The 25,384-nt window shown below is 71.8% G+C and carries 26 protein-coding genes; 7 read left to right on the forward strand and 19 right to left on the reverse strand.

Annotated features, from left to right (window positions below; translation table 11 throughout):
- Positions 1-95: 95 nt before the first annotated feature.
- Genes ACFQ9V_RS13490 through ACFQ9V_RS13500 form a run of 3 tightly spaced genes read right to left on the reverse strand, consistent with a single transcriptional unit; the run spans position 96 to position 2,412 of the window.
- A complete protein-coding gene (locus tag ACFQ9V_RS13490) occupies positions 96-893 on the reverse strand; it encodes a TlyA family RNA methyltransferase (protein WP_382459646.1) in 798 nt (265 codons plus the stop codon).
- Entirely contained in the window at positions 880-1,047 is a 168-nt protein-coding gene (locus ACFQ9V_RS13495) for a hypothetical protein (RefSeq protein WP_370056687.1), read from the reverse strand. Before ACFQ9V_RS13495 ends, ACFQ9V_RS13490 begins: the two co-directional genes overlap by 14 nt.
- Before the next feature lie 9 nt (positions 1,048-1,056).
- A complete protein-coding gene (locus tag ACFQ9V_RS13500) occupies positions 1,057-2,412 on the reverse strand; it encodes a hypothetical protein (protein ID WP_382459647.1) in 1,356 nt (451 codons plus the stop codon).
- A gap of 111 nt (positions 2,413-2,523) precedes the next feature.
- Between ACFQ9V_RS13500 and ACFQ9V_RS13505 the strand changes: the two genes are divergently transcribed.
- The gene (locus tag ACFQ9V_RS13505; protein WP_382459648.1) at positions 2,524-3,564 is read left to right on the forward strand and encodes a glycosyltransferase family 2 protein; all 1,041 of its coding nucleotides are present in this window, start codon (positions 2,524-2,526) and stop codon (positions 3,562-3,564) included.
- A gap of 13 nt (positions 3,565-3,577) precedes the next feature.
- On the forward strand, positions 3,578-4,654 hold the full coding sequence (locus tag ACFQ9V_RS13510) for a glycosyltransferase (protein WP_382459649.1): 1,077 nt from the start codon (positions 3,578-3,580) through the stop codon (positions 4,652-4,654).
- On the opposite strand, the gene tyrS is transcribed toward ACFQ9V_RS13510, so the two are convergent.
- The gene (tyrS, locus tag ACFQ9V_RS13515) at positions 4,632-5,963 is read right to left on the reverse strand and encodes a tyrosine--tRNA ligase (protein ID WP_382459650.1); all 1,332 of its coding nucleotides are present in this window, start codon (positions 5,961-5,963) and stop codon (positions 4,632-4,634) included. The genes ACFQ9V_RS13510 and tyrS overlap by 23 nt on opposite strands.
- A 118-nt stretch (positions 5,964-6,081) precedes the next feature.
- On the opposite strand from tyrS, the gene ACFQ9V_RS13520 reads away from it, so the two are divergent.
- Entirely contained in the window at positions 6,082-6,759 is a 678-nt protein-coding gene (locus ACFQ9V_RS13520) for a DNA-binding protein (protein ID WP_382459651.1), read from the forward strand.
- Positions 6,756-7,355: a hypothetical protein gene (locus tag ACFQ9V_RS13525; protein ID WP_382459652.1), complete on the forward strand. Its 600-nt coding sequence runs from the start codon at positions 6,756-6,758 to the stop codon at positions 7,353-7,355. The genes ACFQ9V_RS13520 and ACFQ9V_RS13525 overlap by 4 nt, the downstream gene beginning before the upstream one ends.
- Positions 7,356-7,464: 109 nt before the next feature.
- On the opposite strand, the gene ACFQ9V_RS13530 is transcribed toward ACFQ9V_RS13525, so the two are convergent.
- From ACFQ9V_RS13530 to infC, 14 genes are all read right to left on the reverse strand, one after another.
- Positions 7,465-8,094: a DNA-3-methyladenine glycosylase gene (locus tag ACFQ9V_RS13530; protein ID WP_382459653.1), complete on the reverse strand. Its 630-nt coding sequence runs from the start codon at positions 8,092-8,094 to the stop codon at positions 7,465-7,467.
- 121 nt (positions 8,095-8,215) lie between these two features.
- Positions 8,216-9,673 (reverse strand): argininosuccinate lyase, encoded by a 1,458-nt coding sequence (gene argH, locus ACFQ9V_RS13535; protein WP_382459654.1) that lies wholly within the window; start codon positions 9,671-9,673, stop codon positions 8,216-8,218.
- Positions 9,670-10,623, reverse strand: a complete 954-nt coding sequence (argF, locus tag ACFQ9V_RS13540; RefSeq protein ID WP_382459655.1) for an ornithine carbamoyltransferase — start codon at positions 10,621-10,623, stop codon at positions 9,670-9,672. The genes argH and argF overlap by 4 nt, the downstream gene beginning before the upstream one ends.
- 66 nt (positions 10,624-10,689) lie before the next feature.
- Positions 10,690-11,919, reverse strand: coding sequence for an acetylornithine transaminase (locus tag ACFQ9V_RS13545; RefSeq protein ID WP_382459656.1), 1,230 nt, complete (start codon positions 11,917-11,919; stop codon positions 10,690-10,692).
- Entirely contained in the window at positions 11,916-12,836 is a 921-nt protein-coding gene (argB, locus tag ACFQ9V_RS13550) for an acetylglutamate kinase (protein ID WP_382459657.1), read from the reverse strand. The genes ACFQ9V_RS13545 and argB overlap by 4 nt, the downstream gene beginning before the upstream one ends.
- Before the next feature lies 1 nt (position 12,837).
- A complete protein-coding gene (argJ, locus tag ACFQ9V_RS13555) occupies positions 12,838-13,992 on the reverse strand; it encodes a bifunctional glutamate N-acetyltransferase/amino-acid acetyltransferase ArgJ (RefSeq protein WP_382459658.1) in 1,155 nt (384 codons plus the stop codon).
- Positions 13,989-15,038, reverse strand: a complete 1,050-nt coding sequence (gene argC, locus ACFQ9V_RS13560; protein ID WP_382459659.1) for an N-acetyl-gamma-glutamyl-phosphate reductase — start codon at positions 15,036-15,038, stop codon at positions 13,989-13,991. The genes argJ and argC overlap by 4 nt, the downstream gene beginning before the upstream one ends.
- Before the next feature lie 301 nt (positions 15,039-15,339).
- Complete coding sequence (gene pheT, locus ACFQ9V_RS13565; RefSeq protein ID WP_382459660.1) at positions 15,340-17,883, reverse strand: phenylalanine--tRNA ligase subunit beta; 2,544 nt, start codon at positions 17,881-17,883, stop codon at positions 15,340-15,342.
- Positions 17,883-18,923, reverse strand: a complete 1,041-nt coding sequence (pheS, locus tag ACFQ9V_RS13570; protein WP_382459661.1) for a phenylalanine--tRNA ligase subunit alpha — start codon at positions 18,921-18,923, stop codon at positions 17,883-17,885. Before pheS ends, pheT begins: the two co-directional genes overlap by 1 nt.
- A 53-nt stretch (positions 18,924-18,976) precedes the next feature.
- On the reverse strand, positions 18,977-20,011 hold the full coding sequence (locus tag ACFQ9V_RS13575) for an SRPBCC domain-containing protein (RefSeq protein WP_382459662.1): 1,035 nt from the start codon (positions 20,009-20,011) through the stop codon (positions 18,977-18,979).
- Between the two features lie 37 nt (positions 20,012-20,048).
- The gene (locus tag ACFQ9V_RS13580; protein ID WP_382459663.1) at positions 20,049-20,852 is read right to left on the reverse strand and encodes a TrmH family RNA methyltransferase; all 804 of its coding nucleotides are present in this window, start codon (positions 20,850-20,852) and stop codon (positions 20,049-20,051) included.
- Positions 20,853-20,935: 83 nt separating this feature from the next.
- Positions 20,936-21,319 (reverse strand): 50S ribosomal protein L20, encoded by a 384-nt coding sequence (rplT, locus tag ACFQ9V_RS13585; RefSeq protein ID WP_185278177.1) that lies wholly within the window; start codon positions 21,317-21,319, stop codon positions 20,936-20,938.
- Positions 21,320-21,356: 37 nt separating this feature from the next.
- On the reverse strand, positions 21,357-21,551 hold the full coding sequence (rpmI, locus tag ACFQ9V_RS13590; RefSeq protein WP_185278178.1) for a 50S ribosomal protein L35: 195 nt from the start codon (positions 21,549-21,551) through the stop codon (positions 21,357-21,359).
- Complete coding sequence (gene infC, locus ACFQ9V_RS13595) at positions 21,551-22,207, reverse strand: translation initiation factor IF-3 (protein ID WP_382459670.1); 657 nt, start codon at positions 22,205-22,207, stop codon at positions 21,551-21,553. Before infC ends, rpmI begins: the two co-directional genes overlap by 1 nt.
- 284 nt (positions 22,208-22,491) lie before the next feature.
- On the opposite strand from infC, the gene ACFQ9V_RS13600 reads away from it, so the two are divergent.
- Both ACFQ9V_RS13600 and ACFQ9V_RS13605 read left to right on the forward strand, forming a co-directional pair.
- Positions 22,492-22,866, forward strand: a complete 375-nt coding sequence (locus ACFQ9V_RS13600; protein WP_382459664.1) for a DUF1844 domain-containing protein — start codon at positions 22,492-22,494, stop codon at positions 22,864-22,866.
- A complete protein-coding gene (locus ACFQ9V_RS13605; RefSeq protein WP_370056665.1) occupies positions 22,866-23,198 on the forward strand; it encodes an MmcQ/YjbR family DNA-binding protein in 333 nt (110 codons plus the stop codon). Before ACFQ9V_RS13600 ends, ACFQ9V_RS13605 begins: the two co-directional genes overlap by 1 nt.
- A 109-nt stretch (positions 23,199-23,307) precedes the next feature.
- Here ACFQ9V_RS13605 and ACFQ9V_RS13610 read toward each other — a convergent pair whose 3' ends face one another.
- Complete coding sequence (locus ACFQ9V_RS13610; RefSeq protein ID WP_382459665.1) at positions 23,308-24,012, reverse strand: YoaK family protein; 705 nt, start codon at positions 24,010-24,012, stop codon at positions 23,308-23,310.
- 55 nt (positions 24,013-24,067) lie between these two features.
- Between ACFQ9V_RS13610 and ACFQ9V_RS13615 the strand changes: the two genes are divergently transcribed.
- The coding region (locus ACFQ9V_RS13615; protein ID WP_382459666.1) for a gamma-glutamyltransferase family protein at positions 24,068-25,384 on the forward strand (1,317 nt) is incomplete at its 3' end.

Consider the following 25,384-nt stretch of genomic DNA (forward strand, 5'->3'; position numbering starts at 1 on the left):
CCCTCTGCGTCCGCCCGGTTCCGGGCCGTCCCACCATTCTGTCGGTTTTCGGCCGGGGATGTGCTGGAGACGGGGAGATTGTGGAGAACGTTCACTCACGGCGAGAGGTGGAGGAGAACTTCGCGCGACGCCGACGGATCCGGCGCGTCGGCGCGGAACCAGGCGAGGAACTCGTGGTTGCCGTGGGTGCCGGCGATCGGGGAGGCGATCAGGCCGGCCGTGCCGAGACCCGCATCGTGCGCGGCCCAGAGCACGCGCTCGACGGCATCCAGGCGCAGCCCGGGGTCGGTGACGATCCCCTCGCGCACGCCCTGCCTGCCCACCTCGAACTGCGGCTTGATCAGCAGAACGAAGTCGGCGTCGTCGGCCGCGACCGACCGCAGCGCCGGGAGGACGTGGGTAAGCGAGATGAACGACAGATCGGCGACGATGACCTGAGGCTCGACCTCGTCGCCCACGAGCGCGGCGAACGACGCCGCGTCGAGGGAGCGCACGTTCACGCCCTCGAACGACCGCAGCCGCTCCGCCCCGGCGAGGCGCGGATCGAGCTGCCCGTGGCCGACGTCCACCGCGACCACGAGCCGCGCTCCGCGCTCCAGCAGCACCTGGCTGAACCCGCCCGTGGAGGCGCCGGCGTCGAGGGCGACCCGCCCGGCGACGGGGACCCCGAAGGCGTCGAGCGCCGCGATCAGCTTGTGGGCGCCCCGGCTCACGTAGTGGTCGGCGCCGGCGACGACGAGCTCCTGCCCGTCGCCCACCTTGGCGGACGCACGCACCACCGGCCTGCCGTCGACGGTCACCAGGCCGTCGGCGATCAGCGACGCGGCGCGCGTGCGCGACGAGGCGAGACCACGGGTGACCAGGGCGACGTCGAGACGCTCAGTTCCCGCCACGCCGATCGCTGCCTTCCAGCCGGGCCTGCAGCGATTCGTGCAGGTGCGCGTACGCCTCCGCGCGCTCCGCGAGGGGCTGACCCTCGATCAGTTCGAGGCGTTCGACGAGGGCGTCGCCATCGTCCGACGCGACGCCGGCGGTGTTCTCCGGCATGCGATTACGCTACACCGGATCGGCTTCGCGGCCGGTGAGGAGGCCGGGAGTCGCAGGCCCCTCGTCCGTCGTCGCCGGGGCCGCCGCGAGCGGCCAGCGCCCCGACGCGCGCAGCTCGCGGAATCGTCGACGCACGGCGATGAGCTGGACGACGAGCACAGCTGTCTCGGCGACGAGCTGCCCGGCGAGAGCGCCTGTGCCCCCGAAGAACATCGCACCGAAGAAGATGCCAGGGAGTCCGAGGGCCGCACCGACCGCCGCCGACGTCGCCACCGCGGCGACGCGCCCGAGAGCGACGAGGAGGACGAAACCGGTGCACATCGTCGTGCAGATGAACGCGATGCTCGTTCCCGCGAGAACGGCGGCGAGGGGTGGCACGCGGACGGTTCCGGAGAAGACCGCCTCGGCGATCAACGGAGCGCCTGTCGCGAACAGGACGCCGGAGACCACTCCGACTGCGACGCCGATCCGGGTCGCGCGCAACGCCTGATGAATGCGTCTGCCCGGGTCGACCTCACGGCCGACCCATCCCTTGAACACGAAGTTCTGGGTGCGCAGCACTTGCTGGACCATCCGCTGAAGCCTGTCCACCGACGCGAACAGCAGCGTGGCGTTCGCCGAGCCCAACGTCGCAACGGTGGTGCCGAGGGAAATGTAGACGCTGGAGAACACGCTCGAGTTCAACGCAGCCCGCTGGTATCCGATGACCAGCAGGAGCCTGCGTGGGCCGAGCGACACGAGGTCGCGCCACCGCAGTCGAAGCACGAGAGCGCCGACAACGGGAGCCGTCACTGCGGCCGCGAGCAGAGCGACGGCGTACGTCCACAGTCCTGCACCCAGGTGGATGGCCATAGCCGAGCCGGCGATGAGGAACGCGCGCGGGAGGACTTCGGTGTAGAGGAAGAGCCTCGGCTTCAAGATGCCCACGAAGATCCAGCCTGCTGAAAGCATGGCGATCGCGGAGGCCGCGGCGACGGTCGCGGTCTCCGCTCGGAACCCCTCGGGGGCCAGCGTCCACGAGAGCGCAGCCGCCACCCCGACAACCGGCACTCCCACCGCCGACTTCGCGACGAGCGAGACGCCGTAGGCGTGAGCGCGATTGCGGGGCGACATCCGCGCGACCCGCTGACTTCCCGAGAGCCCCCAGCCGAGCTCGACGATGACGCCGGCCGTGCCGCCGAGCGACTGTCCGATGGCGATGGCCGCCCATGCCGTGCTTCCGAACGACGCCGTTATCGCCGGAAGGGCGAGCAGCGGCGACACCGCGTTGAGGATCGGCACCGCGAGGTAGCTGAGAATGACGCCCGCCAGGAACCGGATCCGGGCGGCTGCGGGCCGTCCGGAGCGTGCGGGAGGGGAATGCATGGGCAGTTTGACCAATCGAGATACGTGACCATCGAAACGTTTCCGTTCAGATTTGTCGTGTAGTATACCGTGCATCCTCGCGTCTCTGTGGCTATGCAAAGGACCCCCGCTGTGATCAACTCCGCTGAGAAGCCGACGCCGTCCGCCACCGCGACGATCATCATCGGCGTCAGGAACGCCGGATGCGGCGTCGACAGCATGGCCACCCGCCTGCTGGAGGCAGTCGGAGGCTCCGGCGTCGACGCCGTCGTCATCGACGACGGATCGACCGACGGAACCGGCGAGGCGCTCGCGGCCGCCTTCGACGGATCTCCGTCGATCACCCTGGTCCGTCATGCCGAGTCGGCAGGGATCGCCGCCCGACGGAACGAAGCGCTGCGTCTGGCGCGAGGCGAGCTGATCTGGTTCGTCGATCACGACGACGAGTGGTCCGGCGCAGGGCTGGCCACCCTGCTCGCCAACGCCGGTGGAGCGGATGTCGTCTTCGCCCGCGCCGACTTCGCGTGGGGGCCCGGAGCGGGCGACCGCCGCCTCGTGGACGGCGTCGCCGACGCGGAGCCCCGGACCATCCCGCGCGAGGCGGGCGCCCGGATGATCATCGACGGGACGATCCACGGCTTCCTGTGGTCCAAGCTGTTCCGCCGGGCCGTTCTCGGCGTCGATCCCTTCCCCCTCCAGGTCTCCCAGAGCGACATCGTGGGGGTGGCACGCGCTGTGGAGGCTGCGCGGGCGATCCGCGTCATTCCCGATGTCGTGTACGTCTATCGTCGCCAGCCGGGGTCGATCACCCGCTCCCGCACGCCCGACATCCGCGCGCTCGCGAGCGCACACGACTCCGTGCTCGGCCTGCTCGGATCCTTCGCGACGGCCGCGGGCCGCGACACGTTCACCGCACGATTCCTCTGCCTCGCGGCCGTCAACACCGCGGTCCGCTGGGGAGTGCCCCGCCCTGTCATGCGCGAGACCGTTCGCGCCGCTTCGGGCTGGGCGCGTCCCCTCGACCTCCGCGCGGTCGCCGGCAGGTCCCGGCCCCTGGCGGCGGCCATGAGCCTCCTGAAGGTCGCCCCTCCCCTGCTCCCCGTCGCCCTCCGCACCGCACTCGGCACTCTCGACGCGCTCCGCTCCCTGCGGTCACTCGTGGCCCGCACCTGAAGGAAGAATCACAGTGAAGATCACCTACGTGCGTGTCGAGGATCGCGCCTACCCGCGGAACGAGCGCGTTCGGGAGGCTCTGCTCGCCGCCGGTCACGAGGTCCGCGTCGTGGACCGCGTGACCGGCGGCCCGAAACCGGTGCGGCTGCTCCAGGACCTCTGGCGCAGCCTCACGGCCGGACGCGGAAGCGACGTGGTCATCGTCCCGGAGTTCTCCCTGCCGTTCGTCCCGGCGGCATGGGTGGTCGCACGTCTGAACCGAGCCGTGCTCGTGGTCGACGGGTTCGTGGGCAAATACGAGACGGTCATCGAGGACTGGGCGAAGGCCTCCCCGCGCTCGATCACCGCGCTCGGCTGCCGGGTCGTGGATCGGGTGGCCCGGACGCTCTCCGATGTGTTCCTCATCGACACGGACCAGCGCGCGCAGGCGATCAGGGACCGGGCGCCGGGCACGCGGGTGATGACACTTCCCGTCGGCTCGCCGCAGTGGGTCCTCCCCGAACCTCCGCCGCCCGCAGGCGACGGGCTTCGCGTGCTCTACTCGGGCGGAATGCTGCCGCTGCACGGCGTCCCGTTCGTGCTGAAGGCGCTCGCTCGCACCGATCCGTCGATCACGCTCACCCTCGTGATCGCGGCCGCTCCGGAGCGGATGGCGGAGCTCCATTCGTCCATCGGCGCCCTCGGGCTGACCGGGCGCTGCCACTTCGTCTCGTGGCTGACGCACGAGGAGCTGATCCGCACGGTCCACCGGCACGACGTGGTGCTCGGGGTGTTCGGGGACTCCCCGAAGGCCAGGAGCGTTCTCGCCAACAAGCTCTGGCAGGGTCTCGCCGCGGGCCGGACCGTCGTGACGCGGTCGAGTCCCGCGCTGGACGAGATCGTCGGCGTCGCGGGCGAACTCCTCATCGCGATCGATGACGAGGCCGCCCTCGCCCGGACGCTCGAGGATCTCCACGTGCGCCGGAATCGGCTGCCCTACAACCCGGAGATCGCTGACCGGCTGGAGGACTACGTGCGCACGCGGTTCGACGAGTTCCTCGGGGTGATCGCCGAACGCCGCTCCCGCGCTACTCCACGAACACGCCGCTGAGCGTCTTCTTCCCGCGTCGCAGCACGACCATCCCGCCTGGCAGCAGGTGGTCCCCGACCGCCGACTCCGCGTCCTCGACCTTCGCGTTGTTCACGTACACGCCGCCCTGGGCGACCGCGCGGCGGGCCTCGCCGAGGCTCTTGGTGAGCTCGGTGTCGACCAGGGCCTGGGCGATCGTGGTGGAGGCCGCGGTCGTCGTGTTGGGGAGCTCGCGGAGTGCCGACTCCAGCGTGCCGCGGTCCTGGCCGGTCAGGTCGCCCTGGCCGAAGAGGGCCTCGGACGCCGCGATGACGGCCTCGGTCGCCTCCACGCCGTGGATGAGCGCCGTCACCTCGTAGGCGAGGCGTCGCTGCGCCTCGCGGCGAAAGGGCTCCTCGGCGACCGCGCGCTCCAGGCGCTCGATCTCGGCGCGGTGGAGGAAGGTGAATACCTTCAGGCGGTCGATCACGTCGGCGTCGTCGGCGTTGAGCCAGAACTGGTAGATGCGGTACGGGCTGGTGAAGCTCGCGTCCAGCCAGATCGCGTTGCCCTCGCTCTTGCCGAACTTGGTGCCGTCGCTGTTCAGGATGAGCGGTGTGCCGATGGCATGACCGTGCGCGCCCTCCACCTTGCGGATCAGGTCGGTGCCGCTCGTCAGGTTGCCCCACTGGTCGCTGCCGCCGGTCTGCAGCACGCAGCCGTACTGCCGGTAGAGCTCCAGGAAGTCCATGCCCTGCAGGATCTGGTAGCTGAACTCCGTGTACGAGATGCCCTCGTCGGAGTTGAGGCGGGCGGCGACGGCGTCCTTCTTGAGCATCGTGCCGACGCGGAAGTGCTTGCCGATCTCGCGCAGGAAGTCGATGGCCGAGAGCGGCGCCGTCCAGTCCAGGTTGTTGACCAGGCGGACGGCGTTGTCGCCCTCCGACGACAGGAAGCGCGTGACCTGCTGCTGGAGGTAGCCGACCCACTCGGAGACGGTCTCCTTGGTGTTCAGCGTGCGCTCGGCGGTGGGCCGCGGGTCGCCGATGAGGCCGGTGGAGCCGCCGACGAGGCCGAGCGGCTTGTGGCCGGCGAGCTGGAGGCGGCGCATGGTCAGGAGCTGCACGAGATTGCCGAGGTGGAGGCTCGGCGCGGTCGGGTCGAAGCCGCAGTAGTACGTGATCGGGTCACCGGACAGGAGCTGCTTGAGCGCGGCCTCGTCGGTGGAGACGTGGACGAGTCCGCGCCACTTCAGTTCATCCCAGACGTCGTCGAACGACGGGTCGTTGGTCTGCGCTGCGAGCCTCTGCTCTGCGCTGCTCCGGTCTGCTGTTGCGGCGGTTTCTGGCACTCCCACAGAGTAGCAGCGGCGGTCCTTCCGCCCCGCCCGATGATCAGGTCCACACGCCTGATCGGGGTTGAATCAGGTCTCAGGACCTGATAGGATACGAATCAGGTTCACAGCCCTGATGTTCGCGCTCCGCCTCACCCGTTCCGGAGAGCAGCCCGAGGAGGTCCCCGTGTTCGTCGTCACCGCCGACCAGGTCGGCAGCCGCAGCAGGCCCGACATCGTCGCGCCCGCGCTCACCGCGCTGAACGAGCGCCACGGCGAGCGGCTCGCGCTCCCCGCCGACCGGAACGCCGGCGACGAGCTCCAGGCGCTCACCGCCGACGCCGCCACCGCCCTCGACATCGTCCTGACCCTCGCGCGCGGCGACCTCTGGAGCGTCGGCCTCGGCATCGGCGACGTGCGCTCTCCCCTCCCCGGCGCCACGCGCGAGGCCAGCGGCGACGCGTTCGTCGCCGCGCGGACCGCGGTCACCCGCGCCAAGCGCACGCCGCTGCGCTTCGCCGCGGAGGCGGTCGCCGTGCCGGAGGCCGCCGCCGACGTCGAGGCGCTCGTCGGCCTCCTCCTGACGCTGCGGGCGGCCCGCAGCGAGGCCGGCTGGGAGCTCTACGACCTCGTCGCCGCCGGGCTGACCCAGGCGGAGGCCGGCGCGCGGCTCGGCATCACCCCGCAGTCGGCGAACGACCGCGCCCGCGCGGCCGGCCTGCGCGCCGACCTCGCGGCCCAGCCGGCCCTGGTTAGGCTGTTGGGGACCGCCGACGCAGCCCAGCAGTCGGCCGACCGACCGGAGGATGGATGACGTCCCTGCCCGTGCCGCAGCTCCTCGCCGCCGTCCTGCCGATCATCCTGTGGGCGCTCGCGCTGATCAGCGCCATCGCCGCGGTGTGCTGCATGATCGCCACGCTCCGCACGCCGCGCCGGCCGCTGGTCTACACCGCTGTCGGCCTGCTCGGGCTCGCGTTCCTCCTGGTCGCGCTCCCGCAGCACGGCGCTCCGCTGATCTTCCGGGTGCTCATCGGCGTCGTCGCGCTCGCGCTCAGCGTCGTCGGCGGCGGGCCGGCGGCCCAGCTCGCCCTCGCGCTCGCGACGCGGAGCACGTCGGTGCCCGGCATCCACGGCGGCATCGTCGTGCACGACCGGGTCAGCGGGCTGGAGGAGACGCGCGAGGTGCTGCGCGGAGGGACGACGATCGGCTACCTGGAGCGCTTCGCGACCACCGGCTCGATCATGGCGGGCTTCCCCGAGGCGCTCGGCGTGATCATCGCGATCAAGGGCGTCGGCCGGTTCACCGAGCTGGAGGCCCCGGAGGCGCGCGAGCGGTTCATCATCGGCACCCTCGTCAGCCTGATCTGGGCCTGCGTCTGCGCCGGCCTCTTCCGCTTCGCCGTCGCCTGACCGCCTACATCCCTCTCCCACCCTCTCCCACCTCGCCGAGGGGCACGTAGATGTCACTTTCGAGCGCGAAAAGTGACAACGACGTGCCCCTCGGCGGCGTGGAGTGCGCTCAGGCGTGGGATTTGGGGTGGCGCTTGTACGGGGACACCGTGGGGTCGCCGGGCAGCCAGTAGCGCCACGGGAACGTGGCGCTGCCTCCGGCGCCGGAGACGCCCGTGCGCGGGCCGGTCTCGTAGGCCGGCTGCTCGCCGGGCAGCAGGAGGTCGAACGGCGGCGCGAACACGTCGGAGCCGTTCTCGGACAGCAGGATGCCCGCCGCGACGACGAAGCGGGCAGGTCCGCGCGCCAGGTCGCGCGCCGGGATGGTCCGGCCGGTCGGGCCGCCGCGCCGGTGAGCCGCGAGGTCGGCGCCCTCCACGACCTCCCCCGCCCGCAGCAGCACCGCCGACGACTCCCCCTCGGGCGAGCACACCACGTTCGCGCAGACATGCATCCCGTACGTGAAGTACGTGTACAGGTGGCCGGACGGGCCGTACATCACCGCGTTGCGCTTGGTGCGGCCGCGGAAGGAGTGCGAGCCGGGGTCGACGCCGTCTCCGACGTAGGCCTCCACCTCGCTGATGCGGATGGCGACGACGCCCTCCTCCGTCTCGTGGCGGAGCACCGCGCCGAGCAGCTTCGGGGCGACCTCCAGCGCCGACGCGGTGAACACGTCGCGCCCGGGCCGGTAGAGCGTCACGCCCGCTCGGCTCAGAAGACCCGGCCGCCGGCGGCGACGGTGACGATCAGCCCGACCACGATCACCGCGACCGCCACGACGACGATCAGCGGGATGAGCCAGCCCGGCCGCTTGCGCGCCATCAGCCGAGGTCCCGCCGCGTCGCGACGAGCGCGCGGGTCAGTGCGCGGACGCGCTCGGTCAGGGCCGCGAGCTGGTCGGCCACCCGGTCGGGAGCGGTCCCGCCGGCGCCGTCTCGGCTCGCGACCGAGCCGTCGACGGTCAGCACCGAGCGCACCTCCGGCGTGAGCAGCGGCGAGACGGCCGCGAGCTGCTCGTCGGTCAGGTCGCTCAGCTCCAGGCCGTCGTCCTCCGCGAACTTCACCAGGCTGCCGGTGATCTCGTGGGCGTTCCGGAACGGCACATGCTGCTTGACCAGCCACTCGGCCACATCCGTCGCGAGCGAGAAGCCCTGCGGCGCGAGCTCCGCCATCCGGTCGGTGTGGAAGCGGAGCGTGGCGACCATCCCCGCGAACGCGGGCAGGACGACCTCCAGCGTCTGCACCGAGTCGAAGACCGGTTCCTTGTCCTCCTGGAGGTCGCGGTTGTACGCCAGCGGGAGGCCTTTGAGAGTGGTCAGCAGGCCGGTCAGGTTGCCGATGAGGCGCCCTGCCTTACCCCGGGCGAGCTCGGCGATGTCCGGGTTCTTCTTCTGCGGCATGATCGACGAGCCCGTGGAGTAGGAGTCGTCGAGCGTCACGAAGCCGAACTCGCGCGTGTTCCAGAGGATGATCTCCTCGGCGAACCGCGACACGTCCACGCCGATCTGCGCCGCGACGAAGGCGAACTCGGCCACGACGTCGCGCGCGGCGGTGCCGTCGATCGAGTTCTCCGAGCTGGTGGCGAAGCCGAGCTCCCTGGCGACCAGCAGCGGGTCGAGCCCGAGGGTGGAGCCGGCGAGCGCGCCGGAGCCGTAGGGCGAGACGTTCGCGCGCCGGTCCCAGTCCGCCAGCCGCTCCAGGTCGCGCACCAGCGGCCAGCAGTGCGCGAGCAGGTGGTGAGCGAGCAGCACGGGCTGCGCGTGCTGGAGGTGGGTGCGGCCGGGCATGATCGCGGCGGGATGCGCGTCCGCCTGGGCCGCGATCGCGTCGATGAGTGCGATCAGGCGCTCGGCGATGATGCCGGCGTGGTCGCGCAGGTAGAGGCGGACGAGCGTCGCGATCTGGTCGTTGCGGCTCCGGCCGGCGCGCAGCTTGCCGCCGAGGTCGGCGCCTGCGCGCTCGATCAGGCCGCGCTCCAGTGCGCCGTGGACGTCCTCGTCGCTTTCAGCGGCGGCGAACGACCCGGAGACCACGTCGGCCTCCAGGACGTCGAGAGCGCCGAGCATCCCGGCGAGCTCGACGTCGTCGAGATAGCCCGCCGCCGCGAGCGCGCGGGCGTGGGCGCGGGAGCCCGCGATGTCGTAAGAGGCGAGCGCCCAGTCGAAGTGGGTCGACTTGCTCAGCGCGGCCAGCTCGGGCGAGGGTCCGCCCGCGAAGCGCGCGCCCCAGAGCTTGCCCTCGTCGGTCTTGCCGACGCCGTCTGCGGTGTCCGCGGTCATGCCGCACCCTCCTCGTTCTTCGTCGCGTCGTTCTTCGCAAGCAGCCAGGCCAGCAGCGCCTTCTGGGCGTGGAGGCGGTTCTCGGCTTCGTCCCAGACCACCGACTGCGGCCCGTCGATCACGTCGGCCGTCACCTCCAGGCCGCGGTAGGCGGGCAGGCAGTGCAGGAACACCGCGCCGTCGGCCGCGAGCCCCATCAGCTCGGCGTTCACCGTGTAGTCGCCGAAGACGGCGACGCGCTCGGCCTTCTCGTCCTCCTTGCCCATCGACACCCAGGTGTCGGTGATGACGACGTCGGCGCCGGCCGCGGCCTCCCTCGCGTCGGTGAAGACGGCGACGGAGCCGCCGGTGCGCTCGGCGATGGCGGCCGCGTCGGCCACCACGGCGGCGTCCGGCGCGTACGCCGCGGGAGCCGCGATGCGGACGTGCATGCCCGCCGTCGCGCCGCCGAGCAGATAGGAGTGCGACATGTTGCTGGCGCCGTCGCCGAAGAAGGCGAGCGTCAGCCCCTCGGTGCGGCCCTTGTGCTCGCGCACCGTCTGCAGGTCGGCGAGGATCTGGCAGGGGTGGAACTCGTCCGACAGCGCGTTGACGACCGGCACGGTCGTGCCCTCCGCCAGCTCCTCCAGCCCGGCCTGCGCGAACGTGCGCCAGACGATCGCGGCGACCATCCGCTCCAGCACGCGCGCGGTGTCGGCCAGCGACTCCTTGCCGCCGAGCTGGCTCTCGCCGCTCTGGATGATCAGCGGGCTGCCGCCGAGGTCCGCGATCCCGGCCGCGAACGAGACGCGCGTGCGGGTCGAGGTCTTGTCGAAGATGACGGCGACGGTCTGCGGGCCGGCGAGCGGCTTGGCGGAGAAGCGGTCGGCCTTCAGGCGCTCGGCCAGGTCGAGCACCTCGGCCTGCTCGGCCGGGCTCAGGTCGTCGTCGCGGAGGAAATGACGTGTCATCGGGAAGTCCTTTATCTGCGTCCGGGGGTCTGCGTCAGGAGGTCGGAAGGTCAGGAGGTCGGAAGGTCAGGAGGCGTGCACGTCGGCGAGTGCGCGGCCGAACCGCTCGCGGAACTCCGCGAGCTCGGCGTCGCCCACGATCAGCGGCGGAGCGAGGCGGATGCTCGACTCGTTCGGCGCGTTGATGATGAGGCCGTTGGCGAGCGCCGCGTCGGAGAGCCTGTGCCCCTCGCCGTCGGTGAGGCCGACGCCGATCAGGAGGCCGGCGCCGCGGATGTCGCCGATCAGCGGCGAGTCGTAGGAGCGCAGGATGGCGCGCAGCTCCTCCCCGCGCCGGGCGGCGTTACCGACCAGGTCGGCGCGCTCGATCTCGCCGATCACCGCGTTGCCGGCCGCAGTCGCGAGCGGGTTGCCGCCGAAGGTCGAGCCGTGCTGGCCCTGGCTGAACAGCTCGGACGCCCGGCCGAAGGTGATCAGGGCGCCGATCGGCACTCCCCCAGCGATGCCCTTCGCGACCGTGATCGCGTCCGGCAGGATGTCGGCGTGCTGGTACGCGAACCAGCGACCGGTCCGGCCGATCCCGGTCTGGATCTCGTCGATGATCAGCAGGGCGCCGTGCTGCTCGGTGAGCTCGCGGGCGCGCTGGAGGAAGCCCTCCGGGAGGTCGAGCACACCCGCCTCCCCCTTGATCGGCTCCACGAACAGCGCGGCGACGCGGTCGTCGATCGCGGCCTCCAGGGCCTGGACGGTGGAGTCGATGTGCTCGACCCCGCCGGGCAGCGGCTCGAACGCCTCGCGCATCGGCGGCTTGCCGGTGAGGGCGAGCGAACCCATCGTGCGGCCGTGGAAGGCGTTGTGGAGGGCGAGCACGCGCGTTCGTCTGCCGTGCGGGCCCCGGTTGAGCCGCGCCAGCTTGAACGCGGCCTCGTTGGCCTCCGCGCCCGAGTTGCCGAACAGGATGCGGCCTTGCTCGCCCGCGCCGGTGATCGCGCGCAGGCGCTCGGCGAGCTCCAGCTGCGGCGGCGTGGAGAAGTAGTTGGAGACGTGCGCGAGCGTCGCCACCTGGCTGCTCACGGCCTCCACCAGCGCCGGATGCGCGTGGCCCAGCGAGTTGACGGCGATGCCGGCGAGGAAGTCGAGGTACTCGTTGCCGTCGACGTCCCAGACCCGGCAGCCCTCGCCGCGGACGAGCATGAGCTTGGGCGTCGCCAGCGTGCGCATCATGGCGTCGCCGAAGCGGGGCTTCCAGCGCCCCCGGGTGTTCGCGTCCGTGCTGTGTGCGAGCTGCGCGGTCATGCCGGCACCACCTCCGTTCCGATTCCGGACTGCGTGAACACTTCGAGCAGGATCGAGTGCGCCACGCGTCCGTCGATGATCGCGGCCTTGGGGACGCCGCCGTCGACCGCGTCCAGGCAGGCCGACATCTTGGGGATCATGCCCGACTCCAGCGCCGGGAGCAGCTCGCGCAGCTCCGGGGCGGCGATCTTGGACAGCAGCGAGTCGCGGTTCGGCCAGTCGCTGTAGAGACCGGCGACGTCGGTCAGGATGACGAGCTTGGCCGCACCGAGGGCGACGGCGAGCGCGGCCGCCGCGGCGTCGGCGTTCACGTTCAGCGCCTGGCCCGGGTCGTCGATGTCCGGCGCGATCGAGGAGACCACCGGGATGCGGCCGGCGTCGAGCTGGGCGAGCACGCCCTCCGGGTTCACGCCGATGACGTCGCCGACCAGGCCGAGGTCGACCTCGTCGCCCTCGACCACGGCTCCGCGCTTGCGGCCCTGGAACAGCCCGGCGTCCTCCCCGGACAGCCCGGCCGCGAGCGGGCCGTGCTTGTTGATGTTGCTCACGATGTCGCGGTTGATCTGACCGGTCAGCACCATGCGCACGACGTCCATCGCCTCCGGCGTCGTCACGCGGTAGCCGCCGCGGAACTCGCTCTCGATGCCGAGCCGGTCGAGCATCGCCGAGATCTGCGGTCCGCCGCCGTGCACGACCACCGGGCGCAGGCCCGCGTAGCGCAGGTAGACGATGTCCTCGGCGAAGGTGCGCTGGAGGTCCTCGCTCACCATCGCGTTGCCGCCGAACTTGATCACGATGATGCGGTCGTGGAAGGTCTTCAGCCAGGGCAGCGACTCGATGAGGGTCGCGGCCTTGTCGGCGGCTGCCGCGCGCTCGGCGGCCTCCGTGGTGTCGTTGTCGTCGGTCTCTGTCGTCATCTCAGCTCGAGTAGGCACTGTTCTCGTGGACGTAGTCGTGGGTCAGGTCGTTGGTGAGGATGGCCGCCGTCTCGTCGCCCGCGTGCAGGTCGATGAGCACGTGCACGGCGCGCGGCGTCAGGTCGACGAGGTCGCGCGGCCGGTCCGGCTCCCCCGCCGTGCACACCTGCACGCCGTTGATCGCGACATCGATGCCGTACGGGTCGAACGCGGCGTCGGTGGTGCCGACCGCGGCGAGCACGCGACCCCAGTTGGGGTCGTTGCCGAAGATGGCCGCCTTGAACAGGTTGGACCGCGACACCGCACGGCCGACCGTAACGGCGTCGTCCTCGGTGCGGGCGTTGACGACCTCGATCGTCACATCGTGGGATGCCCCCTCGGCGTCCTCCTGGAGCTGCTTCGCCAGGCTGCGGCACACCTCGGTGAGCGCGAGCGTGAACTCCGCCGGGTCGGGCGCGACGCCGCTCGCGCCGGAACCCAGCAGCGCGACGGTGTCGTTGGTCGACATGCAGCCGTCCGAGTCGAGGCGGTCGAAGGTGACCCTGGTCGCGGCGCGGAGGGCGGCGCCGAGCTGCGTGGAGTCGAGCACGGCGTCGGTGGTGATGACGACGAGCATGGTCGCGAGACCCGGCGCGAGCATTCCCGCGCCCTTGGCCATCCCGCCGACCGCCCAGCCGGCCGGGGAGACCTGCTCGGCCTGCTTCGGCCGCGTGTCGGTGGTCATGATCGCCTCGGCGGCGCCCAGCCCGGAGTCGCCCGCGAGCGCGGCGGCCGCCTGGGCGACTCCCGCGGTCAGCTTGCCGAGGTCGAGCTGGTCGCCGATCAGGCCGGTGGAGCAGACCAGCACGTCGCCGGCGGAGACGCCGAGCGCCGAGCCGACGGCCTCCGCCGTCGCGTGCGTGGTCTGGAAGCCCTGCGCGCCGGTGTAGCAGTTGGCGCCGCCGGAGTTGAGGACGATGGCCGAGACCACGCCGTCGGCGACGACCTGCTCGCTCCAGAGGACGGGGTTCGCCTTGCAGCGGTTGGTGGTGAAGACCGCGGCGGCCGCGGTGAGCGGTCCACGGTTCTGGACGAGCGCGAGGTCGCGCTTGCCGCTCGACTTGAGGCCGGCGACGACGCCGGCGGCCGAGAATCCCTTGGCTGTGGTGACGCTCATGGCGCGACTCCGTTCACACTCAGGCCGGCGGTCTCGGGGAGCCCGAGAGCGATGTTGGCGGACTGGATCGCCGCGCCGGCCGTTCCCTTGTACAGATTGTCGATGGCGAGCACCGTGACGACCCGGCCCGCCGCCTGGTCGAGGGCGACCCCGATCAGCACGGTGTTCGAGCCCAGCACGTCCGCGGTGCGCGGCACGGTTCCGGCGGGGAGGACGTGCACGAACGGCTCGTCCGCGTAGGCGGCCTCCCAGACCTCCTGGACGTGGGCGGCGGTCACCCCAGGCTTCACCCGGGCGGTGGAGGTCGCCAGGATGCCCCGCGACATCGGCACGAGCACCGGGGTGAACGAGAGGGTCGGGTTGACGGCCCCGGCCTTGCGCAGGTTCTGTTGGATCTCCGGGATGTGCCGGTGGGTGCCGCCGACCGCGTACGGGTTGGCCGAGCCGAGGATCTCGCTGGCCAGGTACATCGTCTTGAGCGACTTCCCGGCGCCGGACGGCCCGACGGCGAGGACGCTGACGAGGTCCTCCTCCTCGATCACGCCGGCGTGGATGCCGGGCGCGAGGGCGAGCGAGACGGCACTCGCATTGCAGCCGGGGGCGGCGATGCGGTTCGCGCCGGCGAGGTTCGCGCGCTGCTTGGCGCCGTCCGCCCCGACGATGAGCTCGGGGATGCCGTACGCCCAGGAGCCGTAGTACTCGCCGCCGTAGAACGCCGCCCAGTCCGCCGGGTCGTCCAGCCGGTGGTCGGCGCCCGCGTCGACCACGAGGGTGTCCTCCGGGAGGTCGGCGGCCACCTCCCCCGAGCGGCCGTGCGGCAGCGCGAGGAACACGACGTCGTGACCGGCGAGGTTCTCCTTCGTGTTCTCCGTGAGGGTGAGGTGGGCGAGCGAGCGCAGGTGCGGCTGGTGCGCGGCGAGCGGGTGACCGGCGTTGTTGTGCGCGGTAACGGTGCGGATCTCGAAGTCGGGATGGTCGGCGAGGATGCGCAGCACCTCGCCACCCGCGTACCCGGAGGCACCGGCGACGGCAACCGAGAAAGTCATGCTTGTTCCTTGATGGGATGGACGACAGGGGGCCGAGGATCCGGCGACGCCCCGGTCCGACCGCGAAGGGTCGCCCGAGCGCCGCCTAGATTCGGCGGTCGCGCAGGCGTCGGCGCATCGAGGGGGCACCGACAGTAAGCATGCTGCAACCCTACCGCCCTGGCCGGGTCGGTCACCAAATCGCCCTCGTCACGCACCGCGACATTCGTCACGAATCGCGCTCCACCCGAGAAACGACATTCGTCACGAATGTCGACTCTCGCGGCGCGAAAGGCGACATTCGTGACGAATGTGCGGGCGGTTACTCGCGGATGTGGGCGCCGAAGAGCTCGTCGGCGCGGGCCGCGCCCGCGAGCTTGGCCTCGCTGGCCTCGGCCGCGGTGAGCGTGCGGTCGTCCGCGCGGAACCGCAGCGCGAAGGTGAGGCTCTTGTGCGCGGCCGGGAGACCGGCGCCGCGATAGTCGTCGACCAGGCGGATGTCCTCCAGGAGCGCGCCGGCGCCCTCCTGAACGGCGGCCAGCAGCTCGCCTGCCGAGACCTCGTCGCGGACGACGAGCGACAGGTCCTGTGTCGCAGCGGGGAACCCGGCGATCACTCCCGCGACGATGTCGGCCGGCGCCACGTCGATGAGGGCGTCCAGGTCGAGCTCGTAGACGGCGACCACCCGCGGGAGGTCGAGGTCCTCCGCGATCGCGGGCAGCAGCTCTCCGGCGTAGCCGACGACGACGCGCGCGCCGTCCGCGGCGTGCGCGACCAGCTGCGCCGTGCGCCCCGGGTGGAACGCCTGGTGGCGGCTCTGCACCGGCTCCACCCGCACGCCCACGGCGGTCGCGGTCTGCTGGACGGCCGTGAGCGCGTCGGCGAGACCGGCAGCGGCCGGCGTCTGTCCCGGCTGCTTCTCGACGGGGTTGCCGACGATCAGACCGGCCAGGTGGCGCGGCTGGGCGGGGATGCCCGCGTTCAGGCCGGCCAGCACGTCGTCGTCCGGGAGGGCCGCGCCGAGCGGCAGCTCCTCGCTGCCGAGCACGACTCCGCCGGGCAGGAACACCGTGCCGAGCTCGTAGACGCGCAGGTCGACCAGGCCGCGCGCGAGGTTGCGCTTGGCCACGTCGATCAGGCCGGGGAGCAGGGACGTGCGCAGGTACGGGGCGGTCGCGTCGAGCGCGTTCGCCAGGCGCACCGCGGGCACCGAACCGGCCTCGGGCGAGCCGAACAGGTCGTTCTGCGCCTCCGAGACGAACGGGAAGGCGAGCACCTCGGTCGCGCCGTTGTCGGCGAGCATCTGGGCGACGGCGCGGCGCAGCTTCTGGGCGCGCGACAGGCCGCGGCCGGGAGGCGCGACGGGCAGCACGGACGGGATGCGGTCGAACCCGACGATGCGGGCGACCTCCTCGGCCAGGTCCGACTTGTCGCGCAGGTCGGGACGCCAGCTCGGCGGCACGACCAGCAGGCCGGAGGCGTCGCCGGTGACGGTGCCGCCGATCTCCGCGAGCGCGCCGCGCACCTCATCGTCGGTGAACTCCACGCCGATGAGGTTCGGGATGTACTCGCTCGGCAGGCGGATCGCCTCGGCCTCCCCGGCCGTGTCGAGCAGCGAGCCGAGCTCGTCGGCGTGGCCGCCCGCGAGCTGCTCCAGGAGCTGCACGACGCGCGCCGCAGCCGCGACGGCGACCCGCGGGTCCACGCCGCGCTCGAAGCGCTTGGACGCCTCGCTCGGCAGCTTGTGCCGGCGGGCGGTGCGGGCGATCGACACCGGGTCGAAGTTGGCGGCCTCCACGAGCACGTTGCTGGTGCCCGCGCCGATCTCGGTGGACGCGCCGCCCATCACGCCGGCCAGGCCGATCGCGCCGGACTCGTCGGTGATCAGGAGGTCCTCCGCGTCGAGGGCGCGGGTCTGGTCGTCCAGCGTGACGAGCGTCTCGCCCGGGTGGGCGCGGCGCACCACGATGCCGCCGGACAGCTTGTCCAGGTCGTAACCGTGGATGGGCTGGCCGAGTTCGAGCATCACGTAGTTGGTGATGTCCACGATGAGCGAGATGGAGCGGATGCCGGCGAGCTTCAGGCGCGCCACCATCCACGGCGGGGTCGGCCGGGAGCCGTCGACGTCGCGGACGACGCGCGTCACGAACACCGTCGCGCCGACGCGCCCGCGGATGGGCGCGCGGTCGTCGATCGTCACGCTGAAACCGTGCGCGTGAGCGCCCGTCGAGTGCACGCGCACTGCGTCGGCCGGGTCGCGGAAGGCCGCGCCGGTCGCGTGCGAGTACTCGCGCGCGATGCCGCGGATCGAGAACGCGTAGCCGCGGTCGGGGGTGACGTTGACCTCCACCGCGGTGTCGTCCAGGCCGAGCAGCGAGATCGCGTCGGCGCCGACCTCCGGGTCGAGGCCCAGCGTCGAAAGGCGCAGGATGCCCTCGTGGTCGTCGCCGAGGCCGAGCTCGCGCGCGGAGGCGATCATGCCGTCCGAGACGTGACCGTAGGTCTTGCGCGCGGCGATGGGGAACGGCCCGGGCAGCACGGAGCCCGGCAGCGTCACAACGACCTTGTCGCCGACGAAGAAGTTGCGGGCGCCGCAGACGATGCCGTGCACGTCCTCGCCGCCGTCGGCCGCTTTCCGGCCTTCGGGCGCGACGCGCACCTGGCACCAGCGGATGGTCTTGCCGTTGCTCTGCGGCTCCTCCACGAAGTCCAGCACCTGGCCGACGACCACGGGACCGTTGATCTCGAAGGTGTGGATGTCCTCCTCCTCGAGCCCGACGGACACGAGGGCGGCGTGGACCTCCTCGGCCGTGGTGCCCGGCTCGAGGTCGACGTACTCGCCGAGCCAACTCAGGGGGACGCGCATCAGACCACCATTCCGAACTGCTGGGAGAACCGGACATCGCCTTCGGCCATGTCGCGCATGTCTTTGACGTCGTTGCGGAACATCAGCGCCCGCTCGACGCCCATCCCGAACGCGAACCCGGAGTAGACCTCCGGGTCGATGCCCGCCGAGCGCAGCACGTTCGGGTTCACCATGCCGCAGCCGCCCCACTCGATCCAGCGCGCGCCGCCCTTGAAGGTCGGGTGCCAGAGGTCGAGCTCGGCGCTCGGCTCGGTGAACGGGAAGTAGTTGGGACGCAGGCGCACGCGCGCGCCATCGCCGAACAGCGTCTTGGCGAAGTGGTCGAGCGTGCCGCGCAGGTGCGCCATCGTCAGGCCCTTGTCGACGGCGATGCCCTCGGTCTGGGTGAAGACCGGGAGATGCGTCGCGTCGAACTCGTCGGTGCGGAACACCCGGCCGGGCGCGATGCGGTAGACCGGCAGCTCGTTGCCGAGCAGGGCGCGCAGCTGCACCGGGGAGGTGTGCGTGCGCAGCACCAGGTGCGCGTTCGTGGGCTCGACGAAGAAGGTGTCCTGCATGGCGCGCGCCGGGTGGTCGGCGTCGAAGTTGAGGGCGTCGAAGTTGTACCACTCGCTCTCCAGCTCCGGGCCTTCCGCGACCTCCCAGCCCATGCCGACGAAGATGTCGGCGATGCGCTCCTGGAGGAGGCTCAGCGGGTGCCGGGCGCCGGGCGTCCAGCGGGTCGGGAGAGCGGTGACGTCCACGGCCTCGGCGGCGAGCCTGGCGGCGTCCTCCTCGGCCGCGATCACGGCCTCCTTCGCGGCGAACGCCTGGTTCACGCGGGCGCGCGCGCCGCCGACGAGCTTGCCGGCCGCGGCCTTCTGGTCGCCGGGGAGCGAGCGGATGGCGGCGTTCAGCCGCGCGAGCGGGGAGCCCTCCGCGGTGTGGTCGTGGCGGACGGCCTTCAGCGCGTCCGAGGTGCCGGCGGCGTCGATCGCGGCGAGCGCCGCGGAGACGGCCGTGTCGACGGTCTCCTCGGTGATTTCTGTGGTTTCAGACACGGTTCCCTATTCTAGTCGGCTGGGGACACTGGCTAGCCGTGCGAGTGGACCCGCTACTCCGCCGAGTACACCAGGTACGCGGCCTCCCACAGCCGGTCGGGAGCGGGCACGGTCAGCCCCGCTAGCAGAAGTGTCAGCTGGTCGACCAGCGTGTGCCAGCCCGCCGCGAAGTCGGGCGCCGAGCGCAGCCGCCCGGCGCCGACGATGTCCTTCACTCCGTCTTGCTCGAGCGACAGCAGCGTGCCGTCGCCGGTCTCCGTCAGGCGGATGCTCACCGCGGCGTCGCCCCAGGTGACGCGCAGGTGCGCGCGGTCCTGGAGGTCGAGCACCTCCAGCTCCTGGACGGCGCCCTCGACGTTCTCGTCACCGAGCCGGATCACGTCGCCGAGGCGCAGCCTGCGCTCGCGCACCGGGTCGTCCGGCCAGTCCAGAACCGGCCACAGCCAGCGGCCGACGCGGTCAGGCAGCGTGAGGGCGTCCCACACGTCGTCCACAGTCGCGTCGAGCAGCCGTCGAAGTGAGACCGCCGAACGGTCGCCCTCGCGCGTCATGGTGGCCGCCACGAGCGCCACCTCTTCGCGGCGGTACTCGTCCAGCGCGGCGTCGAACGCGGCAGGGTCGGCCGCCTCGCCGAGGTAGCCGTCGTGCTCCTGCGGCGACGCCTCCGCGCCGAGCTCGCGTGCCAGGTGAGTGAGGACATCCTGCCAGCCCGCTCCGTACACGGAGGCGGTGACCGCCTGCACGCGCCGGTGGGTGAGGGTGAGGAGGACGCGGCCCTCCCCCGCGGGCCGGATGACGGCCTCCAACTCGGTCGGCGCCTCAACCTGGCCGGCGTCGCTGAACCGCCAGGTCACCAGGAGGCGCTGCCCCGGATCGCAGGCCAGCACGCGGCCGTCCACCACGGCGTCCGGGGCGCCCATCGCGAGGCGGAAGCCGTCGGCGGTCTCCTCGTAGCGCCCGATCCAGCGGGCCAGCCGCTCCGGCTCGGTGAGCGCGGCCCACAGCTCGGCCGCAGTCGCCGGATACTCCCGTTCGACCGTCACCGAGCGGCGCGGGCCGTCGAGAGCGAGTTCTCCCCAGAGGGTCATGAGGCCGCCTTTCCGGTGTGGTGGTCGCTGCGTCTGATCACTCCGAGCGCTGGGCGAACGCCGACTCGTACAAGCAGACCGACGCCGCGGTCGCGAGGTTCATCGACTCGGCGCGGCCGTAGATCGGCACCGTCACCACCCGGTCCACCAGCCCCAGCAGGTCGTCGGCGAGCCCGTGGGCCTCGTTGCCGAACACCCACGCGGTCGGCCGGGCGAGCTGGCCCTCCTGGCGGGCGGCGAGGAGGTCCTCCCCCTTGATGTCCGCGGCGAGAACCCGCAGGCCGGCGCTGTGCGCGCGCCCGACGACGTCGGCGAGATCGGCGCCGACCGCGACAGGCACGTGGAACAGCGACCCCGTCGTGGAGCGGACGACCTTGGGGTTGTAGAGGTCGACGGTGCGGCCGGTCAGCACGACGGCGTCGGCGCCCGCGGAGTCGGCGGCGCGGATGATCGTGCCGGCGTTGCCGGGGTCGCGCACCTCCTCCAGGATCGCCACCAGCCGCGGCTCGTCGGCGAAGATGTCGCGGACGGAGGTCGGGAACTGCCGGCAGACGGCGACGAAGCCCTGCGGCGTAACGGTGTCGGCCATCGTGTCGAGCACGTGCTCGGTGACGAACTCGACGTCGACGCCCGCCTCCACCGCGGTCTGCGCGATGTCCTGGTAACGCTCCAGCGCGGTCGGCGTCGCGTACAGCTCGACGACCAGCTCGGGCCGGTACGTGAGCGCCTCGGACACCGCCTGCGGGCCTTCGAGGAGGAAGAGCCCGGTCTCGGCGCGGGCGGGACGCTTCGCCAGCTTCGCAACGGCGCGGACGCGCGGGGAGCGCGGGTTGTCAAGCATGCGCACAGCCTATCGGCGTGGAACGCCGAACGGCCCGGTCGACGCGAGGTCGGCCGGGCCGTTCGTGGTGCTCGGTGCGCTACTTAGGCGGCCTTCGGGGCCGACGTGTCGGCCGGGAGGGCCTTCTTCGCGGTCTCCACGAGAGCCGCGAAGGTCGCGGGCTCGTTCACGGCCAGCTCGGCGAGGATGCGACGGTCGACCTCGACGCCTGCCAGGCCCAGGCCCTGGATGAGGCGGTTGTAGGTGAGGCCGTTCGCGCGGCTCGCGGCGTTGATCCGCTGGATCCAGAGGCGGCGGAAGTCGCCCTTCTTCTGGCGGCGGTCACGGTACGCGTAGACGAGCGAGTGGGTGACCTGCTCCTTCGCCTTGCGGTAGAGGCGCGACCGCTGACCGCGGTAGCCCTCTGCGCGCTCGAGGATGACCCGACGCTTCTTGTGGGCGTTGACAGCCCTCTTCACTCTTGCCATTAGTCGATTTTCCTTACGTGCGTGTCGGGGAGGAGCTCTACTTGCCGATCATCCGGCGGATGACCTTGGCATCCACCTCGGGAACGACCTGGTCCTGGTTCAGCCGGCGGGTGCGGCGGCTGGACTTGAGCTCCAGGTTGTGGCGCATACCGGCCTGCTGCTTCATGACCTTGCCGCTGCCGGTGATCTTGAAGCGCTTCTTGGCGCCGGAGTGGGACTTCTGCTTGGGCATTACTTCTCCTCGTTCGTCGCCTGGGCGGGCGAACTCTCTTCGGACTGAGCAGCGTCGGCTGACTCAGCAACCGCATCCTGGTCGCGCCCCTGGGCGCGCGCCTTGGTAGCGGCACGTTGTGCGTTGGCCTCGGCCTTGGCCTCGGCCTTGTTCTTGAGCGGGCTGATGATCATCACCATGTTGCGGCCGTCGATGGTCGGGTTGGACTCGACCTGACCGAGCTCGGCGACGTCCTCCGCGAAGCGCTGCAGGAGGCGGACGCCCTGCTCCGGACGCGACTGCTCGCGACCGCGGAAGAGGATCATGGCCTTGACCTTGTCGCCGGCCTTCAGGAAACCCTCGGCGCGCTTGCGCTTGGTCTCGTAGTCGTGCTTGTCGATCTTGAGGCGGAACCGCACCTCTTTGAGGATGGTGTTCGCCTGGTTGCGCCGGGCCTCCTTGGCCTTCTGCGCAGCCTCGTACTTGAACTTGCCGTAGTCCATGATCTTCGCGACCGGCGGCTTGGAATTGGGCGCGACCTCGACCAGGTCGAGATCCGCCTCCTGCGCGAGTCGGATGGCGACCTCGATCTTGACGACGCCGACCTGCTCTCCGCTGGGGCCGACGAGTCGAACTTCGGGGACGCGGATACGGTCATTCGTACGGGGTTCGCTGATGTCAGTCTCCTCTGATGAGCGATGCTTCGAGTGCTCGGCCGTCGCGGGGACGGTTCGGAGAAAGTGAGGATTCCACGCACCAGCGCAGCCCCACGAGCCGATTTTCCCGAAGGATTCATTTCGCGGGGCTGGTGCAGCACCCTGGCTACCTCCGTGCTGACGCACGTCGGCGGAGTGCAACGACCCGGTAACCTGTAAAGCGGTCAAGCGCGGGTGGGAGGAATCTCCACTTTCGTCCCGAGGCAGATGCCCCGGAGCCCGAACGATTCTAACAGAGGAAAGCAGTGAGCGACACATCCCCGATCCATGACGGCCACACGCACGAGGAGGAGGCCGTCGCCGGCGCCACCCGCGACATCGCCGAGGTGCCAGCGGTGGAGGTCATCACGACCACCGCCGTGCACCTGATGAGCGCCGCCGCGGTGAAGGTCGGGCTGGCCGACGACCCGGAGCACCAGACCGACCTGGACGAGGCCCGCAAGCTGATCGACGCTCTCGCCGGACTGGTGACGGCGAGCGCCGCGCACCTCGGCGACCAGCACGCGCGCAGCCTGCGCGACGGCCTCCGCTCGCTGCAGCTCGCGTTCCGCGAGGCATCGCCGTTCCCGGACGAGATCGGCAAGGGCCCCGGCGAGAAGTACACCGGCCCGGTGAACTGATGGACGCCGCCGCCGTGCACGCGCTCGCCCTGGGGCTCCCGGAGGTCGAGGAGTACGAGCACGGCGGCCTCCCGGCGTTCCGCGTCCGCGGCCAGCGGTTCGCCACGATGCTGGACCCGGAGACCCTGACGGTCAACCTGATGCTCGGCGAGGCCGGCATCCGGGAGGCCGCGGCCGCCTGGCCCGAGCACTGCTCCGAGCAGTGGTACGCGGGCCGGCTGTCGTCGGCGCACGTCGACTTCTCGGACATCGAGCCGGGCCTGCTGCGCGAGCTGGTCACCGACGCGTGGCGCAACCGGGCGCCGGTGTCCCTCCGCCGCCTGCTGGACTGACGCGCACCGCGTCGCCATCGGAGGACATCCGGGCCTAACCCGGCCCGAAGTCCTCCGGTAGCCGACTTGGTGCGGCGTGGCGGGCCGGGAGTCCTCCGTTGGCGACGGCTCAGGCTTCGGCGACGGCAGCGCGGGCGCGGTGGCCGGTGTGGCCGAGCGATGCGACCGCGATCGTGATCGCGGCCGAGAGCAGCACCCCCAGCGACACGTGCACGAGCAGTGCGAGCGCGCCGGCCGCCGCCCCCGCCGTGATCAGCAGAACGGCGAGCGCGCGCCGCACCCAGAGCGAGCCGTTCCCGCCGGCGAGGCGGCTGTCGGCGGCCAGTCCGGTCAGCGTGGAGGTCACGACCACGGTGGTGACGTCGGCGACCTTGACGCGGCGGGCGAGCGCTGCCTGCATCCCCATCGCGAAGCCCAGCGCCGAGGTGGCGATGGTGCCCACCAGCTCCGGGTCGAGGTGCAGCGCGAACGCCAGCAGCACGGCGATCGCGGTCAGCAGACCGGCGATCACCCACAGCGTCGCCGTGACGCGCCCCGACCAGCCGTCGTCGCGGCGCACGAGCCTGCTGCCGACGACGGCGCCCGCGAGGAACGCGCCCAGCGCCAGCAGCGGCCGGAGGATCGGGAGGTTCGTGGTCCCGGTCAGCGCCATCCCGAGCAGCACGACGTTGCCGGTCATGTTGCCGGTGAAGACCCGGTCGAGGCCGAGGTAGCCGGTGGCGTCGACGACGCCGGTCGAGAACGTGAGGGCGAGCATGAGGGCCAGGTGCAGCCGATCGGCGTCGGCGCGGCCCAGGCGGTGAGTGACGGACACGGAGGTCCACCCTATGCGAGACGGGCCGGCGCCGGACGCGGTGCAGACTGGGACCATGACCTTCACCCCGCCGCCCGCCGTCACGTCCCGCCCGACCCTGACCGGCACGTTCGGCATGTCCGCCTCCACCCACTGGCTGGCGACGGCGAGCGCGCAGGCCGTCCTGGAGCGCGGCGGCAACGCGTTCGACGCCGCGGTCGCCGGCGCGTTCGTGCTGCACGTGGTGGAGCCGCACCTCAACGGGCCGGGCGGCGACCTGGTTGCACTGTTCGCAACGGCGGACGACCCGACCCCGGTCGTGCTCGCCGGGCAGGGTCCAGCGCCGGCCGGGGCGACGCGCGAGCACTACCTGGCCGAGGGGCTGGAGCTCGTCCCCGGCGCCGGCGCCCTCGCGGCGGCGGTGCCCGGCGCGGTCGACGCGTGGCTGCTGCTGCTGAAGGACCACGGCACCTGGGAGCTCGCCGACGTCCTCGCGTTCGCGATCGGCTACGCGGAGGACGGCCATCCCGTGCTGGAGCGGGTGTGCACCACGATCCGCACCGTGTCCGGGTTGTTCGCCGAGCACTGGCCCTCGTCGGCCGAGCACTGGATGCCCGGCGGCCGCGTCCCGGAGGCCGGCGAGCTGATCCGCAACGCTGCGTATGCGCGTGTCCTGCGCGGGCTGATCGCGGCCGGCGACGCAGCCTCCTCGCGCGAGGATCGCATCGAAACCGCCCGCACCGAGTGGGCGACCGGCCTGGTCGCGCGGGAGGCGTCCGCGTTCGCGCGCATCCCGCACCGGCACTCCCCCGGCACCGACCACGCGGGCGTGATCGCGGAGTCCGACTTCGCCGCGTTCCGCGCCACGTACGAGCCGGCGACGACGCTGGAGTTCCGCGGGAACACGATCGCGAAGACCGGAGCGTGGGGCCAGGGTCCCGCATTGCTGGAGACGCTGGCCATCCTCGACGGCTTCGGCGACGAGCGCCTCGACCCGTCCACGGAGCTGGGCGCGCACACGATCCTGGAGGCGCAGAAGCTCGCCTACGCCGATCGCGACGCCTACTTCGGTGACGCGCGCGTGCCCGTGGCGGAGTTGCTGGCGCCCGGCTACATCGCCGAGCGTCGCGCCCTGATCGGCGACCGGGCGTCCGCCGAGTTCCGGCCCGGCCGCGTGGCCGGGGCCGAGCCGTTCCTCCCGCCGCTGCGCACTGCGTACGAGCCGCCGCTGGCGGAGGCCATCGCCGGCGTCGGCGAGCCGACCGTCGCGCGCGACGGGACCACCCGTGGCGACACCTGCCACCTCGACGTCGTCGACCGCTGGGGCAACATCGTCTCGGCGACGCCGTCCGGCGGCTGGCTGCAGTCGTCGCCGACCATCCCGGCGCTCGGC

This window comes from Leifsonia sp. NPDC056665, from assembly GCF_042791795.1.
Lineage (GTDB): Bacteria > Actinomycetota > Actinomycetes > Actinomycetales > Microbacteriaceae > Leifsonia.